The organism is Oceanobacillus halotolerans (genome assembly GCF_010993955.1).
Taxonomy (GTDB): domain Bacteria; phylum Bacillota; class Bacilli; order Bacillales; family Amphibacillaceae; genus Oceanibacillus_A; species Oceanibacillus_A halotolerans.
Genome location: NZ_WIXL01000001.1, coordinates 324,228 through 342,660, shown reverse-complemented (window position 1 = coordinate 342,660; position 18,433 = coordinate 324,228). Strand labels below are relative to the sequence as shown.

Below are 18,433 nucleotides of genomic sequence, written 5' to 3'. Positions count from 1 at the left end.
CATCTGATCATTCCCTATACCCTATTATTTCCACGTTTTTTGCTGTCCGGGAAATTATAAGCTGTTGATGTTGATAAACCCAAAACAGCTACGTCCAGCTCCAGCGCCTAGTGAGACTTCCTTCATCTCCGTACGACGACTTGGACGGTCTAGTATCGGTGCCTGCCACAGGACGTGAACCTATTTAGCCGATACAGTCAACATCGACTCCTAAAAAATTAAGGAAGGCCGACTAAAAAGCGGACTGGCGTTCAGGCGTAGGCGTACCCCTATGAAGGGGCATGTTTCCTTTATCTCCTACGAGGGAATGTTCGATTAAGACCATCGCTTTGCGCGACAACATCGAACCACCTAGCATGGCAAGAAGCAGTCCATTCGCTGCTACGACGGACAGTACATCCTAGTACAGGCGTTGCGATTGACGTGGCGTTCTTAGCCTGTAAGGGCACTTCCACTTTTGTTCCTAACCATACCATACATTATAAACAATTGTGAAGACATTATGCTAGCGATATGTACAAAAAGTTGAGAAAACCATATTACGATTTTCTCAACTTTTCAAGGTTTCTTGATTACATATTACGGCGGTACTGGCCACCTACTTCATATAGTGCATTTGTAATTTGACCGAGGCTTGCTACTTTTACGGTCTCCATCAATTCTGCGAAAATATTGCCACCTGAAGCAGCGACAGTTTTCAATCGACTTAAGGCACTAGCCACATCATCTTTATGTGCTTCTTGAAACTTGTGCAATTCTTGAATTTGATGTTCTTTTTCTTCTTTTGTAGCACGCGCTAATTCCATATCATTAATCTCATCTTCTGAAGGAGGATTAGGATTGACATACGTATTTACACCAACAATCGGAAGATCCCCAGAATGTTTTTTCCCTTCGTAGTATAAGGATTCCTCTTGAATTTTCCCACGTTGGTATTGTCGTTCCATCGCGCCTAATACTCCACCACGATCATTCATTTTTTCAAATTCCTGTAGTACGGCTTCCTCTACCAAATCGGTTAACTCTTCTACAATAAACGACCCTTGTAAGGAGTTTTCGTTTTTCGTTAGTCCAAACTCCTTATTAATAATCATTTGAATCGCCATAGCGCGACGTACCGATTCTTCTGTTGGTGTCGTTATTGCTTCATCAAATGCATTCGTATGCAATGAGTTCGTGTTATCTTGGATCGCTAATAATGCCTGTAGTGTTGTACGAATATCATTAAAATCAATTTCTTGTGCGTGTAATGAGCGACCTGACGTTTGAATATGGTATTTTAATTTTTGACTGCGTTCATCTGCACCATATTTATCCCGCATCGTGATTGCCCAAATCCGGCGTGCCACACGACCAATAACCGTATATTCTGGATCCAAACCATTGGAGAAAAAGAATGATAGGTTTGGTGCAAATTTATTTACATCCATTCCACGGCTTAAATAATATTCCACATAGGTAAATCCATTAGCCAATGTAAATGCTAATTGCGTAATTGGATTCGCTCCAGCTTCCGCGATATGATATCCCGAGATAGAAACGGAATAATAATTACGGACATTTTTATCAATAAAATATTGCTGAATATCTCCCATCATCCGTAATGCAAATTCGGTTGAGAAAATACATGTATTTTGTCCTTGATCCTCTTTTAAAATGTCTGCCTGAACTGTCCCACGAACGACAGCTAATGTATCATCCCGTAATTGAACAAATTCCTCATCTGTAGGCTTACGACCTTGTTCCTGTTTGAATTTCTCCACTTGTTGGTCTATGGCTGTGTTAAAATACATTGCCAATATAATTGGAGCTGGTCCGTTAATGGTCATCGATACAGATGTTTTCGGATCTGTTAAATCAAAGCCATCGTAAAGCTTTTTCATATCTTCTAATGTACAAATATTGACCCCACTTTCCCCAACTTTTCCATAAATATCTGGACGATAGGCTGGGTCTTCCCCATAAAGGGTAACGGAATCAAAGGCAGTTGATAAACGCTTTGCTTCACTATCCTTCGATAAATAATGGAAACGGCGATTGGTCCGTTCTGGTGTTCCTTCCCCAGCAAATTGTCTTGTTGGATCTTCCCCTTTTCGCTTAAACGGGAAAACACCTGCCGTAAATGGAAAGGCACCAGGCACATTTTCTTTTAGCATCCAAAGTAGACGATCTCCCCAGTCGGCAAATTTTGGAAAGGCTACTTTCGGAATCTTTAAGCCTGCTAATGACTCTGTCGTGATATCCATTTCTATTTCTTTATGACGTATTTTAAAGGACATCTTATCCTGTGCATAGCGTTCCTTTGTTTCATCCCAAGAAGCTAATAGTTTTTGTGATTTTGAATCTAATTGTTCGTTATATTGATCAAACGTTTGATCAATCGTTTCTTTCGCTGATTCATCCTCGATTAACGCTTTAGTCCCTTTCAATTGATAGAGTTTTCGAGCGATATCACTTTGGTTCCTCGCGTTCTTATGATAATTCCGGACATGGGAAGCTATTTCACGTAAATAATGACGTCGTTCGTTTGTAATGATTAAGTTTTGCTTTTCTGCAATAACATGACGATCAAAATCGACTGTTTCTTTCCAATCAAATCGTTCCTTCAGGGTATCGATTAATGCTGCGAAAAGTGCATTTGTCCCTGCATCATTAAACTGGCTTGCGATTGTACCAAAAACTGGGAATTTGGTTTTATCTTCATGAAATAGCATATGTGTTCGTTCATATTGTTTTCGCACTTGATTTAGTGCGTCCTCAGAACCCTTTTGTTCGAATTTATTAATGACAATAAAATCGGCAAAATCAATCATATCAATTTTTTCTAGTTGCGATGGTGCGCCAAATTCTGCTGTCATCACATACATTGACAAGTCTGTTACATCGGTAATTGCTGCATCCCCTTGGCCTATTCCACTTGTCTCGACAATAATAAAGTCAAATCCTGCTGCACGAACGACATGAATGACATCTTGTATTGCTTCAGACAGTTCACTTCTAGAATCCCGAGTCGCTAGGGAGCGCATATAGACTCTATCATGAAAAATAGCATTCATTCGAATACGGTCCCCTAACAAAGCTCCACCCGTTTTCTTTTTCGTCGGATCAATGGAGATAATCGCTAGCTTTTTATCAGGGATTTCATTAATAAAACGACGTATCAGCTCATCGGTTAATGAGCTTTTCCCGGCTCCACCAGTTCCCGTTATCCCTATGACTGGTGCATCGTTTGACGAGTTTTTCAATGATTGAATTGCATTTCTTTTTTCATTTTCATCTCTGCTATTTTCCATATACGTAATAAACCGTGCAATGGCCTGCCGATCCCCTTTTTCTAGCCCTTCTTTCGCATCTTCTATTTGTAATGGTGGTAGATAATCACATTCTTCTAACATAAGATTGATCATCCCTTGAAGGCCTAATTCCCTCCCATGGTCAGGGGAGAAGATACGGGAAACTCCGTAATCTTCTAGTTCTTTTATTTCACGTGGTATAATAACGCCACCACCACCGCCATATACCTTAATGTGACTAGCGCCAAGTTCGTTTAACAAATCAATGATATATTTAAAGTATTCGACATGACCTCCCTGATAGGAAGAAATAGCGATTCCTTGTGCATCCTCTTGAATGGCAGCATATACCACTTCTTCTACAGATCGGTTATGGCCTAAGTGGATCACTTCTGCTCCACTTGCTTGTAAAATTCGACGCATAATATTAATTGACGCATCATGTCCATCAAATAAACTAGATGCCGTCACAAACCGAACTGGATTTGTCGGTTTATAAATCGTTGGTTGTTCCATGACGACCCCTCCCGTTTTTTATTCTTTCTTTTCACATTCTATGTTGTTTCTTTAAAAATGGGGTTGATGTAAATTGTGACGTATTTACCGTTCCGGCAGAACACTTCGCTTTCCATGGACACGGCCTCAGCCTCCCGTGACGCACAGAACGCTTCTTGCGGGGTCTTCGGACACGTGTTGTTTCCATAGGAGTCTACGTATTCTGCCTCCACTGATGGAGATTTTCTAATTAATAAGTAGTTATAGCTCCGAAATTAATATTTCGTTGAGTACTTTCTACCAAAACAGAAAACTAATCTAAGCTGTTGATGCGAGACTCCTACAGGTAAAGGAACAGTCTGAAGACCCTACAGCGAGCGTACTTTGCTCGCGATGTCTTGCTTCGACGGACAGGACGTCCTAGTGCCGATGAAGCCACAGGACGTGGCGTTTTCATCGGCCAGCTCCTACCCCTCGAGGTCTTAAGTTAATCTACATTACGCGCAAAAAACACCACGCTAAGGCCGTCCCTGTGGAAAAGAAGACACTGTGAAAACGTAAAGTTTGAACAGATGTCGCACTTATGCCCCCTGGTGAAAACGAAGTGTATTTCCGAAACGGTGGTTATGACGCTATTTACTAAGATTCATACGTAACAGTAATTCTTTAGAAATCTACTTGCCTAATTTCTTTCACCTGAGCTATTTTCTAGTGCTAGGGCTTGGAGCAGAAAGTGAATTTGACGTTTTACATAATCCTCTAAGGTAAACTCTTTTTGTAACATCCACCTGCGAAAGCCCCACATTTGTCCTTGTATAAAAATGTTATTCGCTAATAATGTTGCATCCTTTTCTGAGATATCCTGTGGCATGCACGTTACCATCATGTGCTTTAACATATCGACCATATCACGCTCTTTTTGTAAGACATATTCTTTGGTCTCTTTTTTTAATGACTTAACCTCTTGATACATAATGAGAACTTCCTCTTGCATATCGTCCATTAAGTAAAAGTAAGACTTCACAACAGAAATCAGATTTTCTATAGAAGGTTTATTTAAATCAATCGAACCTTCTAAGCGATCTTTTACTCGTTCATAAATCGCATCACAAACGAGAAATAATACATCCTCTTTCGTACGAATATATTCATAAAGGGTACCTATGCTAAAACCAGATTCTTTTGCAATTTCTCTTGTAGTTGTTTTATGGAATCCTTTTTCCTTAAAAAGGGTAATAGCACCTCTAATCATTTGATTTCGTCTTTTTTCAACTAAGCTTTGATCTTTAATTGAAGAAAGGACTTCTTTACTGACCATTCGAAGCGATTCCCCTTTCCTTTTTCCATGCCGTATACCAATCTAGTGCTAATTGATATGGGTCACTATTTTCATCAATAGAAGGTAGTGATTCTGTTTCCTCCACAAATTGCACAACATCTCGCCATATCTCTTCCTGGATTAATTCATATACTTCTAATTGCTGCTGTTCAATTCGACGCTGTCTCCCTTTTGCTGTCGTATACAAAAAGGTATAATGTTCATTTATTTTTTGCCATAGTTTATCAATGCCTTTATTTTCCGTCGAAATCGTCTTCACAATCGGTGCTTCAAATCCCCTTGATTTTGTCATCATGACAAGCTCTTTTAACAGTGCTCGTAATTTACCGAATCCAGGTAAATCTGCTTTATTAATGACAAATAAATCGGCAATTTCCATAATACCTGCTTTGAAAATTTGCAAGACATCCCCACTATTTGGCGTTAGAATAAGGGCCGTTGTATCGACAATTTTCATCACATCAAGCTCTGATTGGCCAACACCCACCGTTTCGACGATTACCACATCAAATCCATATGCATCACAAATTCGTACAGCGTCTTTTGTAGCTCGAGCTAACCCTCCAAGACTCCCACGTGTTGCCATACTGCGAATGTACACACCATCATCTGTAAAATGTTGATTCATCCGAACCCTATCACCTAATAATGCTCCACCACTAAATGGACTGGTTGGATCCACTGCAATGATCGCAACGGTTTTTCCCTCATTACGTATTTGTGTAATTAACCGATTAACAAGCGAACTCTTCCCTGCTCCAGGAGAACCTGTAAACCCAATATAATGTGCCTGTTTTTGTACAGAAAAAATATCACGCATCATCGGTAGTTTTTCTGTATCATCGTTTTCGACCATGGTAATGGCTCTTGCTAATGCGCGTATATCTTTCTGTTTAATCCGTTCGACGAGGTGGTGCATTTCATTACTTCCTTTCTACATCATCCGTACCATATAATCTATTTCGTTAGCATTCTTCCAATAACAAGACGCTGAATTTCATTGGTTCCTTCATAGATTTGCGTGATTTTCGCATCCCTCATGTACCTTTCGACAGGATAATCTTTGGTATAGCCATATCCGCCAAAAACCTGAACTGCTTCCACTGTGATACGCATTGCTGCATCCCCAGCAAATAATTTTGACATAGCAGAAGCTTTTCCATATGACTTTCCTTCTGATTCGAGCCATGCTGCTTGATAGGTTAAGAGACGTGCTGCTTCAATTTCTGTAGCCATATCTGCTAATTTAAAGGATATCCCTTGATTGGTTGCGATTGGCTTTCCAAATTGCTCCCGTTCTTTGGCATAATCAACTGCAGCATCTAGCGCACCTTGTGCAACCCCTAATGCTTGTGCTGCAATCCCATTTCGACCACCATCTAATGTGGACATGGCAATTTTAAATCCTTCTCCCTCTTCACCAAGAAGGTTCTCTTCTGGTACACGACAATTTTCAAAGATCAGTTCCGTTGTCGGAGAAGATCGAATCCCTAATTTTTTCTCTTTTTTTCCAAATGAAAATCCTTCCGTTCCTTTTTCGACAATAAATGCGCTAATTCCTTTATGTTTTGCATCAGGATTTGTTTTGGCAAAAACAATGTATAGATCCGCTACACCACCATTTGTAATCCAAACTTTATTGCCATTTAACACATATTCATTTCCATCTTTTTTGGCAGTTGTTTTCATCGAGGCTACATCACTTCCAGCTCCTGGTTCAGATAAGGCATAGGCACCTAACGCTTCACCTGTTGCCAAGCGTGTTAAGAACTTCTCTTTTTGCTCTTCATTTCCATACTTATAAATTGGCCAACTTGCAAGGGATAAGTGTGCAGAAAGGGTTACACCTGTAGAAGCACAAACACGAGATAACTCTTCAACGGCAATCACATAGCTAACATAATCGGCGCCAATCCCACCATATTGCTCAGGCCATGGAATACCGGTTAATCCAAGCTCTGCCATCTTATCGAATATCACTCGGTCAAAGCGTTCCTCTTCATCACGCTCCGCTGCTGTCGGTTCCACATCTTTTTTGGCAAAATCACGCACCATTTTTCGTAGCATTTCTTGTTCTTCTGTTAATTGAAAATTCATCGTTTGCCTTCCTCCTTAAGCTTTTAGAAAACTTGGCATTTGCCTAGCCTTTTTGGTAAATGCCTTAGTTGCACTTATGCAGTAGGAAAGTTTTATACTTTCCTACCTGCCTAGTAAATGTTTTGCTATCACCATATGTTGAATTTCATTGGTACCTTCGTAAATTTCAGTTATCTTCGCATCTCGGAAAAATCGTTCGACTGGATAGTCTTCTGTATAACCATAACCACCAAATAATTGAACTGCTTCAATCGCTGTTTTAACAGCTGTCTTAGATGCATACATTTTTGCCATGGATGCCTCTTTGCCAGCCAAGATATCACGTTCAACTAGTGAAGCAGCATGATAGATTAGTAGTTTACTAGCTTCCACTTCTGTTGCCATGTCCGCTAATTTAAATGATACACCTTGATTGGCTGCTATTGGCTTCCCAAATTGCTCCCGTTCTTTGGCGTACTGTGTGGCATGTTCTAGTGCTGCCTCAGCGATGCCTAATGCTTGGGTAGCAATACCAATTCGACCGACATTTAAATTAGAAAGCGCAATTTTATAGCCATCACCTTCGTTCCCAAGAAGCTGGGTATGTGGTATTTTACAATTATCAAAGATTAATGGAACTGTACTCGATCCATGTAATCCCATTTTCTTTTCAGGTTTACCAATGATAAAGCCAGGTGTATCTTTTTCTACGATAAAAGCACTAATGTCTTTCGGTCCATCTCCAGTTCGTGCAAAGGTAATATACGTATTGGCTTTTCCACCATTGGTAATAAATACTTTGGACCCGTTTAAAATATAGTGATCGCTTGCCTTTACTGCTTTTGTTTTAATATTGGCAGCGTCTGATCCTGCCCCAGGTTCAGTTAAGGCAAATGCACCTAGATACTTTCCACTTACTAATTTTGGCAAGTAATGACGTTTTTGCTCATCATTCCCAAAGTAAAGAATAGGATTGGTGCCGACAGAGGTATGAACGGATAAAATGACCCCAATGGTTGCGCTTACCTTGGATAGTTCATGGATGGCACTAATATAGGACGTGAAATCCATCCCACTTCCGCCATATGCTTCTGGAATAGGAATCCCCATTAAACCAAGCTCACCCATTTTTTGAATCACTTCATCTGGAAAGCGATCCTCTTTTTCCATTCGCTGGACAGCTGGTGCGATTTCTGTTTGTGCAAAGTCACGGACCATTTTCCGTAACATGTCCTGTTCTTCTGTGAACTGCATATTCATTTTGTGTCACCCTCTCTGGTTATCATGGTGCTCGGATTTTAAATTTGGTTTTCGTTTATTGAGCATGCTGCACGAGTTTGGATGGGTGGCGCATGAGTTGGCTGCTCCGTTGCACGAGTTTTGGTGCATGATGCACGAGTCCACCTCATTCTCGCACGAGTTTACGGGAATGCTGCACGAGTTCACCTCATTCTCGCGCGAGTTTACGGGAATGTTGCACGAGTTCACCTCATTCTCGCGATTTTTACCATATGCTGCACGAGTCACTTCACATGTTGCACGAACTTATCCCATTCTCGGACGCCAACCTTATCAGCTATATTGATAGAATCCGCGACCTGTTTTCTTGCCTAACCATCCTGCATTGACATACTTCCGTAATAATGGGCATGGTCGGTATTTGCTATCACCAAACCCTTCATGTAACACTTCCATAATATAAAGACATGTGTCTAGCCCAATAAAGTCAGCAAGGGTTAGCGGCCCCATTGGGTGATTTGTTCCCAGCTTCATCACTGTATCAATATCCTCTGGTGATGCAACGCCTTCGTAAACCGTATAAATTGCCTCATTAATCATCGGCATCAACACACGATTGGATACAAACCCAGGGTAATCATTCACTTCTACTGGCGTTTTCTTTAAATCTTTTGCAACCGAATCTATCGTTTGATAGGTTTCATCACTTGTCTGTAATCCTCGTATTACTTCTACCAGCTTCATAACTGGAACGGGATTCATAAAATGCATGCCAATCACTTGTTCTGGACGATTTGTACTAGCTGCAATCTCCGTTATTGGTAACGATGAAGTGTTCGTTGCAAGAATCGTATGAGCGGGTGTAATTTGGTCTAGATCCTGAAATACCTTAGCTTTAACATCCATATTTTCCACAACAGCTTCCACGACAAGATCACAAGAAGCAGCATCCTTCAAATCGGATGATGGCGTTAAACGGTTTAAGGTATCTTTTTTATCTGTTTTTGTTATACGTTCTTTGTCAACGGATCGGGTTAACAATTTTTCAATTGACTGCATCCCTTTTTGCACTGCCTCTTCCTTCATATCATGTAAAAAAACGGTAAAACCAGATTGAGCAAAAACTTGTGCGATTCCTGACCCCATTTGTCCAGCACCAATTACCATTACCTTTTTAATTGCCATGTTTAGTTCCTCCTCTATAAGCGGTTTTCTTATTCAGATGATACATCAATTAACACTGCATCTCCTTGGCCTCCACCACTACAAATAGCAGCAATACCTAGGCCACCACCACGGCGTTTTAATTCATGAATCAATGTTAGAATGATACGTGCACCACTTGCACCAATTGGATGTCCGAGCGCAACTGCCCCACCATTCACATTCACTTTTTCCGGATCAATGTCTGCGATTTTGCCACTTGCTAATGATACCGCAGCGAACGCTTCATTGATTTCAAATAAGTCGATATCATCTCTCGTGTACCCTGTTTTTTCAAGTAATTGATTGATAACAAGGCCAGGTGTTTTCGGAAAGTCTTTCGCCTCTACAGCAACCTCGGCATGACCAAGTATCGTTGCCATTGGCGTTTTTCCCAATTCCTTCGCTTTTTCATCAGACATTGTAATAAAGGCACATGCCCCATCATTTACACCTGGTGCATTCCCAGCAGTTATCGTTCCATTTGGATCAAAAGCGGGCTTTAACTTAGCAAGACGTTCCACACTGGTGTCTTTCCGTGGTGCCTCATCCGTATCAACGATCACTGGATCCCCTTTGCGCTGTGGTACTTCAACAGGGACAATTTCTTCCGCAAACTTTCCATTTTCTATTGCACTAATGGCGCGTTGATGGCTCCGATATGACCATTCATCTTGCGCTTCTCTTGTTAAGCCATACTCTTCTGCTGTTGAGTTTCCATAGTTCCCCATATGATTTCCAGTAAAGGAGCAAGTAAGGCCATCATGTACCATCATATCGATAACCTGTTTATCACCCATTCGATTTCCCCAACGAGCATCTGGTAGGATGTATGGGGCATTGCTCATACTTTCCATGCCACCTGCTACAATAACGTCTTCATCACCTAATCGAATCAATTGATCGGCCAAGGTAACACTGCGTAAACCTGATGCACATACTTTGTTGATGGTCTCTGTCTTGATGTTCCATGGAATTCCTGCAACACGTGCTGCTTGGCGTGATGGGATTTGGCCTTGACCACCTTGTAATACGGATCCCATAATCACTTCATCAATTTCAGCTTCCGCTAATCCTGCACGATCAATGGCTGCACGAATTGCCTTCCCGCCTAGTTGTGACGCAGTAAACGGCTTTAAAGCTCCTCCAAATTTTCCAAATGGAGTTCTAGCTCCTGAAACAATAACAGTTTTTCGCATGTCCATCATCCTTTCTATTATATAAAAATATGATTGAAAACGCTTACTAATAAATCTAGGCTCTTTTCGCATACTTTGTTGTTTTGTAATGTCGCATCATCTATATTATGCGCAGTAACTTGAGGCGATGTTTAGAGCGTTTACCCTGCTTCGGAAATACACTACGCTTTCACACAGTGGTGGGTTACAACTCAAGTAATAAGGATGATAGAAAATCAATTACTGCGCATAATACATCAAACTGTTCATTATGATTTATACTTGAAAAGCAACAATCTTTTAGAAAACAGCAAATCTAAAAGGAAAAGAGGACCTATTCATCGATTGAACGCTCGCTCAATTTATTTCAGCAAGAAAAGGGGCTCAAGTCACCCCTTTTTCCATCTATTAAGCTGTTTTTTGATCCTCTTCTTGTGAAACAGATAATGCTAGAATTTCAGCAACATCCATTGTACTAATATCCTCTTCCACTTCTTTCGCTTTTGTTCCGTCACTGATCATGGTTAAGCAATATGGGCAAGCACTGGAAATCATACTAGATTTTGTTTGCAATGCTTGTTCTGTACGAGCAACATTAATACGGTTACCTGTTGTTTCTTCTGCCCACATTAGGCCTCCACCAGCGCCACAGCACATCGCATTTTCTTTGCTGCGCTCCATTTCAGCAAGCTCAAGGCCTGGGATCGAACGTAAGATTTCACGTGGTGGATCATAAACCCCATTATATCTTCCTAAGTAACACGAATCATGATAGGTAAGTCGTTGATTAATAGGACGTGTTGGCTTCAGTTTTCCATTCATCACTAGGTCATACAGCATTTGGGTGTGATGGTACACTTCTGCTTCAAACCCAAAATCAGGATATTCATTTTTGAAAATATTGTATGCATGCGGATCAATCGTAACAATCTTTTTCACATCATGCTTTTCAAATTCTTTTATGTTTTTCTCTGCAATCTCTTGGAATAAGAACTCATTTCCAATTCGGCGAGCTGTGTCACCTGAATTTGCTTCTTTGTTCCCTAAAATGGCAAAGCTAATTCCTGCTTGATTCATTAATTTCGCAAATGCCAATGCAATCTTTTGGCTTCGGTTGTCATAAGCACCCATTGAGCTTACCCAAAATAGGTATTCGAACTCTTTCTTTTCTTTTTTCAATTCCTTTACAGTTGGAATGTACACATCTTCATCCAACTCACGCCATTTAATACGATCTTTTTTGGAAAGACCCCATGGATTTCCTTGGCGTTCAATGTTCATAACAGCACGTTGAATGTCAGAATCCATTCTTCCTTCTGTCATCACAAGGTAACGACGCATATCAATAATCGTACCGACATGTTCATTCATCACTGGACATGCATCTTCACAGTTACGGCAAGTCGTACATGCAGAAAGTTCTTCTTCTGTAATAACATCTCCTATCAAGCTAGCACTTTGAACGGTAGCAGCCGCTTCTGATCCAGCACTCGCTTGGTTTCCTTGTGTATTGGAAAAAGCATAAGCTGGTACCCATGGTGATTTTCCTGTAATTGCTGCTCCTTTTTCCGTTAAATGATCTCTGACTTTTACCATAATATCCATCGGTGAAAGCATCTTTCCTGTACCTGCTGCTGGACAAACATCTGTACAGCGTCCACATTCTACACAGGCATAAAAGTCGATCATTTGATGTTGTTCAAAATCTTCTACTTTCCCAACCCCAAAGGATATTTCTTCTTCATCTTCTTCCTCATCAATATCAAAATCGATTTTTTTCAGCTTACCTGGTACACGTTTACTTAAGAACACATTAATAGGTGCAGCAATTAAGTGTGCGTGCTTTGATTGTGGAACATAGACTAAGAATGTCAAAATAGTGATTGTATGTATCCACCAAGCAATATAAAATAATACTGCTGCTGCCGTTGGCGATAACCAGCTAAAAGCTGCTGCTATCCCACTAGCAACAGGTTCTGTCCATGTAAGGCCTTCTCCATGCCAGATTAAAGCCATACCGTTTCCAAATAATACAGAAACCATTAATGTCCCAATAAATAATAGGACTAACCCTGCTTTAAATCCTCGTTTTAGGCGAACTAGTTTTTCGATATATCGACGGTAAAATGCCCAAACGACAGCGACTAAAATCATTAGAGTGACAATCTCTTGGAAAAAGGTAAAGCCTGGGTAGAACATACCTAATGGCAAGTGATTCCCTGGTGCCAACCCTTTTACAAACATATCTATTGCACCAAATTGAACTAATATAAATCCGTAAAACATCATGACGTGGATTATACCCGACTTTTTATCCTTTAATAACTTGGACTGTCCAAATACAATTTTCCCAATGCGTTTAAATCGCTCTTTAAATTCACGATCAAACTCCGATTTTTTCCCTAATTTAATGTAGGATACACGTGTTGCAACTACTTTGGCAAAAAGATATATACCATATCCCGTAATTGCAAGAAAAGCGATCCAGTTGATTAACAAAAGTGTGTCCATCTTCTGCTCCCCCTCTTCTATATAGTATAACGAAAAATGATAACGATTGCATTTTTAAGAAAATTCTCACCTGTACATGCACGCAAATACCACATTTACATTTTATGCTTACTACTACTTTAAATCATGAATGAGCATTCAGTCAACTACTTTTTGTAATGGTGTGACTCTTATCAATATATGAAATCTTCTACAACTTAATAACCCATTTTGAGTGGCTTTTTTTTGAGTATTGTTCGGGTGGGACGAGTGTAAGGGGTGGTGATAGGGGGTCTGTACCCTTTTGATTGGATCCCTTGTTCGATTGGGCACTGAGAAGCATTCTCTGTTACCTTTTCGTTGGCTTTCTTTAACAGGCACGATCACAACACCATAAAAAGAAGCAGGGAAAAACCCTACTTCATGTCCTTACATTTTAACTGGTGCACTGACACCCATCAACCCAAGTCCATTTGCTATTGTTATTTTAACAGCTTGCATTAAAGCAAGGCGTGCTTTCGTTCGTTTTGGGTTTTCTGGATCCAACACTTTTTCTGCATTGTAAAAACTGTGCAATAAGGATGCTAAATCAAACACATATTGTGTCACTTTATGTGGTGTAAATTTTGTTGCTGCATCTGCCACCACTTGTGGAAACTCTCCTAGTTTTTTTAAGAGATCCAGTTCTTTTTCCGCTGTTAAAATCGATTGATCAAACGTTTGATCTACTTCAAATCCTTTTGCTGCAGCTTGCTCCAGCATTGTACAAATCCTTGCGTGTGCGTATTGTACATAGTAAACTGGATTATCGTTTGACTGAGAGCGAGCCAGATTTAAATCAAAATCCAACTGTGAATCATTGGAGCGGGATACAAAGAAATACCGAACAGCATCTACCCCAGCTTCATCCATTAACTCTCTTAACGAAACTGATTTTCCTGTTCGTTTACTCATGCGAATTTTCTCGCCATTTTCGAACAGGTTCACCATTTGGATGATTTTCACATCAAAATTATCTGCATCATAGCCAAGTGCTTGTATCGCTGCTCGCATCCGCTCGATATAGCCGTGATGGTCTGCTCCCCATACATTGACAAGCTGGTTAAAGCCACGCTCAAACTTATCTTTATGGTATGCGATATCTGGTGTTAAGTACGTATAGCTACCATCTTGTTTAATCAACACGCGATCCTTATCATCACCAAAGTCAGTTGAGCGCAGCCATGTTGCACCGTCCTTTTCATACGTATAATTACCTTTTGTAAGCTGGTCTAATGCTTCCGTAATTTTCCCATCATCATATAAGGACTGTTCCGAAAACCAGTTATCAAACTCGACCCCAAAATCAGCTAGGTCTTTTTTCAGTTTACCTAACTCATACTTTAATCCGTATTCTTTGAAAAAGGCTAGACGCGATTCTCTATCTTCTGTGGCCCATTTATCCCCATATTCTTCTACTAATGTCTGTCCTATTTCCTTAATATCTTCACCATGGTAGCCATCCTCAGGCATATCTGCTTCTTGGCCTAGTGCTTGTATATAACGCGCTTCAACAGATAATGCCAAATTATCAATTTGATTTCCTGCATCATTTATATAATATTCCCGTTCTACATCGTAACCAGCTGTTGCTAATACATTACATAATACATCACCAAAGGCCGCTCCACGGGCATGTCCCAGATGCAAGTCCCCAGTTGGATTAACTGAAACAAACTCAACCTGAACACGCTCCCCTTGTCCTGCATTTGTTTTCCCAAAATCTGTATCTTCTTTTAAAATGGTTGGGAGTAAATCCGTTAAATAATCCTCTTTCATGAAAAAGTTGATAAACCCAGGTCCTGCAATATCAATTTTATTAATGGATGTATCCGCTTGATTTAATTGTTCAACAATCTCTTCTGCAATTTGGCGTGGTGCTTTCTTGGCAATCCGTGCAAGTTGCATCGCGATATTTGTTGCAAAATCGCCATGTGCTTTATCTTTCGGTTTTTCCAAAATAACAGTTGGCATTTCTTCCTCTGTCGTTAGTTTTGCATCAACCACTGCTGTTGCAATCGCTTGTTTTAATGTGTCTTCTGTTTGTGCCAATACGTTCATGTGGCTTCCTCCTCTGTAAACCATAGTCGTAGTTCATGCTTTCGTTCTTGTTGGCCATTTAATTTCACATGATACCGAAGCTGTAACTGGCCAGTTTGTGTTGCAGTTAAGGCTTGGTAGTCTATTGTCTTCGTATACGTTTCCATATGTATATTCCCATGTGGGTGTTGGTAAACATTTTCGGTTAATTGATTTTTGTGAAACTGCTGGTGCATGGAAAGCATACCCGTTCGCTTAATACTTACTTTATCTTGTTGAATCGTGATCATCGTTTTGATCACTGCTTCATCTATTTTTTCATCATAGGTAAGCACATGTATATTTCCTTTTTGATAGAAATACCCTTTTTCCTTCAAGGTATTCTGTTCGGTTTGTCCATCATCTTCAATGGTTGTGTTCAATTCAATGTGTACCTTTCGTCCCATTTCACCCGCTCCAGTGTCCATATAATGATCTATTATAGCGATAAATGGATCGCTTTATCAATCTATAGCTATATTCTATTAGAAAATCTCCCTTTTTCGACAAAAATGGTGTTTAAGAAATGACTTAGCCTCCAATAATGGAAAAATGAGGGCAGAACTGCAAGTGCCTTGCTAACCTCCTGTCAGAGCTGGACGTGATGTTCACGGAGTAGCAAACATGATCAGAAGATACGTTTTTCCAAAACCATCAAATTGGAGTTAAGTGATATGAGACAATTCATCACATGGAAACGATTCATTATCAGTATACTAGTACTCGTTGGAATTAGTTTCACCGCTATTGGTTGTATATATGTTAGCAGTTATTTGTTAGGGCCTCCACCCTTAACAAGTGAACAAAATACGATTTATTATAGCCAGTCTGGTGAAGTCATTGGAGAAGAGCGTGGTGTGGAAAATCGCTACTGGATTTCATTAGACGAAATGCCTGAGACCTTGATTCAAGCAACTCTTGCCATTGAGGATCAACATTTTTATGATCATAACGGGTTTGATCTAAAGCGCATATTAGGTGCTGCGTTAAGCGATTTAAAAAGTTTATCATTAAAAGAAGGTGCGAGCACGTTAACACAACAATATGCACGGAACTTATACCTTTCCCATGAAAAAACATGGACGCGAAAGCTAAAAGAAGCCTTTTATACCATTCGTCTGGAAATGCACTATTCCAAAGACGAGATTTTAGAAGGGTATTTAAATACGATTTATTACGGTCATGGTGCATATGGTGTAGAAGCTGCTAGCAGGCATTTCTTTGACAAACATGGGAAGGATTTAACTTTAGCTGAAGCTGCAATGTTGGCTGGAGTACCAAAGGGGCCTACCTATTATTCCCCATTAAATGACATGGAAAGAGCTAAAAGTCGCCAACGTCAAATTTTAACCGCTATGCTAGAAGAAGGATATATTTCACAGTCAACATACCATCTTGCATCCCGCGAGCAGTTAGCCATACAAGAACATCAGGAGAATCAAGAGGATAAAATGATTGCACCTCATTTTCAAGATATGGTGCTACGAGAGGCTGCTGCACGATTACAATTGGATGAAGAGAAGGTTCGTTCGGGTGGATATAAAATCTATACAACATTAGATAAAAATTTGCAAGTTCAATTGGAAGAAAGTATTGCCAATGCAATTGAGTCAGGAGAAGAAATAGAGGTTGGCTCCATGACAATGGAACCATCAACTGGCCGTGTTTTGGCAATGGTAGGTGGAAAAAATTACGAGGACAGTCAGTTCAACCGTGTGACACAGGCCAAACGGATGCCTGGATCCACGTTTAAACCTTTTTTATATTATGCTGCATTAGAAAATGGCTATAATGCGAGGACACGACTAATGAGTAAACCGACAGCCTTTGAATTAGAAAATGGAGAAGTGTATCAACCTAGTAACTTTAATGATCATTACGCAAATGAGCCAATAACCTTAGCACAAGCAATCGCCTTATCAGATAATATTTATGCGGTCAAAACCAATTTATATCTAGGAGTTGACAAGCTAGTGAATGCAGCAAAGAAATTTGGAATTAATCAAGAGTTACCAGAGGTCCCCTCTTTAGCTCTAGGAACGGCCTCCGTTACAGTCAACGACATGGTTACAGCATATAGCATGCTGGCTAATGGGGGGAAGGCTGTTGAAGGATATACGATTGGTAAAATAGTCGATCGAAATGGATCTACTGTATACGAAAGACAATCATCCAACCGAGAACAAGTGTTAGATCCTGTCAATGCATTTATTCTGACGCATTTAATGACAGGAATGTTCGATCCTGCATTAAATGGGTATATGAGTGTGACTGGTTCCTCCATTGCCGATCAATTAACACGAACATATGCAGGAAAATCTGGTACAACGAATACAGATAGCTGGATGATCGGATTTAGTCCAGATATCGTAACAGGTGTATGGACAGGCTATGATGACAATCGGCAACTTGATCCATATACGGAAACAGCTTATGCAAAGGACATATGGGCAACATTTATGGAATCCGCACACCAAGGTCTTCCGTTAAAAACGTTTGATGTTCCAGCCAATGTTGTAGGTGTTCCGATTGATCCGACATCTGGTAAACGAGCAACTCCTTATTGTGATACTAGTCATATTATGTATTTCCGACAAGGAGAGGAACCAAATAAGTACTGTAATGACCATTTTCATGAGGCGGAGGAAAGACAAGACAAGGAGGGGCCTACTAGCGACCAACAAGAAGAAGACAAAGGTATTTTTGAAAGATGGTTTGACACATTCTTTTAACGTTACAACGCGCCTATCCGTTTTTAGCACCGCATCAGCATGTGGGATTTTTAGCACTTTCACTTGTTTTACATAGGCTGTTTTGGAAAAATTGTTGCTTTCTCAAGTCCACCTTACTGCATAGTCGATAGATTATACGCAGTAAATGTTTAGCATAGCTTCCTTACATTCTTTATAAGATGAGTGTTAAACCCACGCTGTGGAAAACACTCGCTTTCACCATGGGCACAAGGGCAACATCTGTTCAAACTCTCAACCCTCATTGAATAA

Annotated in this window: 11 protein-coding genes; 1 reads left to right on the top strand and 10 read right to left on the bottom strand. The window is 40.2% G+C overall.

The genetic code is table 11. From position 1 onward, the window contains the following. Positions 1-572 precede the first annotated feature (572 nt). The 10 genes from icmF to GHC26_RS01485 all read right to left on the bottom strand — a co-directional run bounded on the left by icmF (position 573) and on the right by GHC26_RS01485 (position 15,838). Positions 573-3,809, bottom strand: coding sequence for a fused isobutyryl-CoA mutase/GTPase IcmF (gene icmF, locus GHC26_RS01530; RefSeq protein WP_163969476.1), 3,237 nt, complete (start codon positions 3,807-3,809; stop codon positions 573-575). Positions 3,810-4,470: 661 nt separating this feature from the next. Then, positions 4,471-5,106, bottom strand: coding sequence for a TetR/AcrR family transcriptional regulator (locus tag GHC26_RS01525; protein WP_163969475.1), 636 nt, complete (start codon positions 5,104-5,106; stop codon positions 4,471-4,473). Beyond that, positions 5,096-6,046, bottom strand: coding sequence for a methylmalonyl Co-A mutase-associated GTPase MeaB (gene meaB, locus GHC26_RS01520; protein ID WP_163969474.1), 951 nt, complete (start codon positions 6,044-6,046; stop codon positions 5,096-5,098). Before meaB ends, GHC26_RS01525 begins: the two co-directional genes overlap by 11 nt. A 38-nt stretch (positions 6,047-6,084) precedes the next feature. Further along, the gene (locus tag GHC26_RS01515; protein WP_163969473.1) at positions 6,085-7,224 is read right to left on the bottom strand and encodes an acyl-CoA dehydrogenase; all 1,140 of its coding nucleotides are present in this window, start codon (positions 7,222-7,224) and stop codon (positions 6,085-6,087) included. 102 nt (positions 7,225-7,326) lie between these two features. Beyond that, a complete protein-coding gene (locus tag GHC26_RS01510; protein WP_163969472.1) occupies positions 7,327-8,463 on the bottom strand; it encodes an acyl-CoA dehydrogenase in 1,137 nt (378 codons plus the stop codon). Positions 8,464-8,775: 312 nt separating this feature from the next. Continuing rightward, the gene (locus GHC26_RS01505; protein ID WP_163969471.1) at positions 8,776-9,627 is read right to left on the bottom strand and encodes a 3-hydroxybutyryl-CoA dehydrogenase; all 852 of its coding nucleotides are present in this window, start codon (positions 9,625-9,627) and stop codon (positions 8,776-8,778) included. A 29-nt stretch (positions 9,628-9,656) separates the two neighbouring features. After that, positions 9,657-10,844 carry an acetyl-CoA C-acetyltransferase gene (locus GHC26_RS01500; RefSeq protein ID WP_163969470.1) on the bottom strand — a complete coding sequence of 396 codons (1,188 nt, stop codon included), beginning with the start codon at positions 10,842-10,844 and terminating at the stop codon, positions 9,657-9,659. Positions 10,845-11,231: 387 nt separating this feature from the next. After that, positions 11,232-13,334, bottom strand: a complete 2,103-nt coding sequence (locus GHC26_RS01495; protein WP_163969469.1) for a heterodisulfide reductase-related iron-sulfur binding cluster — start codon at positions 13,332-13,334, stop codon at positions 11,232-11,234. A gap of 408 nt (positions 13,335-13,742) precedes the next feature. Further along, positions 13,743-15,413 carry an arginine--tRNA ligase gene (gene argS, locus GHC26_RS01490; protein ID WP_163969468.1) on the bottom strand — a complete coding sequence of 557 codons (1,671 nt, stop codon included), beginning with the start codon at positions 15,411-15,413 and terminating at the stop codon, positions 13,743-13,745. After that, complete coding sequence (locus GHC26_RS01485; RefSeq protein WP_163969467.1) at positions 15,410-15,838, bottom strand: DUF1934 domain-containing protein; 429 nt, start codon at positions 15,836-15,838, stop codon at positions 15,410-15,412. Before GHC26_RS01485 ends, argS begins: the two co-directional genes overlap by 4 nt. 267 nt (positions 15,839-16,105) lie before the next feature. On the opposite strand from GHC26_RS01485, the gene GHC26_RS01480 reads away from it, so the two are divergent. Beyond that, positions 16,106-18,163: a transglycosylase domain-containing protein gene (locus GHC26_RS01480; protein ID WP_163969466.1), complete on the top strand. Its 2,058-nt coding sequence runs from the start codon at positions 16,106-16,108 to the stop codon at positions 18,161-18,163. Positions 18,164-18,433 lie beyond the last annotated feature (270 nt).

What these genes read in the sequence shown, in the direction of transcription:
- GHC26_RS01510 (WP_163969472.1), bottom strand. Translation starts at nt 8,463, where the DNA reads ATGAATATGCAGTTCACAGAAGAACAGGACATGTTACGGAAAATGGTC.
- GHC26_RS01500 (WP_163969470.1), bottom strand. Translation starts at nt 10,844, where the DNA reads ATGCGAAAAACTGTTATTGTTTCAGGAGCTAGAACTCCATTTGGAAAA.
- GHC26_RS01515 (WP_163969473.1), bottom strand. Translation starts at nt 7,224, where the DNA reads ATGAATTTTCAATTAACAGAAGAACAAGAAATGCTACGAAAAATGGTG.
- GHC26_RS01525 (WP_163969475.1), bottom strand. Translation starts at nt 5,106, where the DNA reads ATGGTCAGTAAAGAAGTCCTTTCTTCAATTAAAGATCAAAGCTTAGTT.
- GHC26_RS01485 (WP_163969467.1), bottom strand. Translation starts at nt 15,838, where the DNA reads ATGGGACGAAAGGTACACATTGAATTGAACACAACCATTGAAGATGAT.
- GHC26_RS01495 (WP_163969469.1), bottom strand. Translation starts at nt 13,334, where the DNA reads ATGGACACACTTTTGTTAATCAACTGGATCGCTTTTCTTGCAATTACG.
- icmF (WP_163969476.1), bottom strand. Translation starts at nt 3,809, where the DNA reads ATGGAACAACCAACGATTTATAAACCGACAAATCCAGTTCGGTTTGTG.
- meaB (WP_163969474.1), bottom strand. Translation starts at nt 6,046, where the DNA reads ATGCACCACCTCGTCGAACGGATTAAACAGAAAGATATACGCGCATTA.
- argS (WP_163969468.1), bottom strand. Translation starts at nt 15,413, where the DNA reads ATGAACGTATTGGCACAAACAGAAGACACATTAAAACAAGCGATTGCA.
- GHC26_RS01480 (WP_163969466.1), top strand. Translation starts at nt 16,106, where the DNA reads ATGAGACAATTCATCACATGGAAACGATTCATTATCAGTATACTAGTA.
- GHC26_RS01505 (WP_163969471.1), bottom strand. Translation starts at nt 9,627, where the DNA reads ATGGCAATTAAAAAGGTAATGGTAATTGGTGCTGGACAAATGGGGTCA.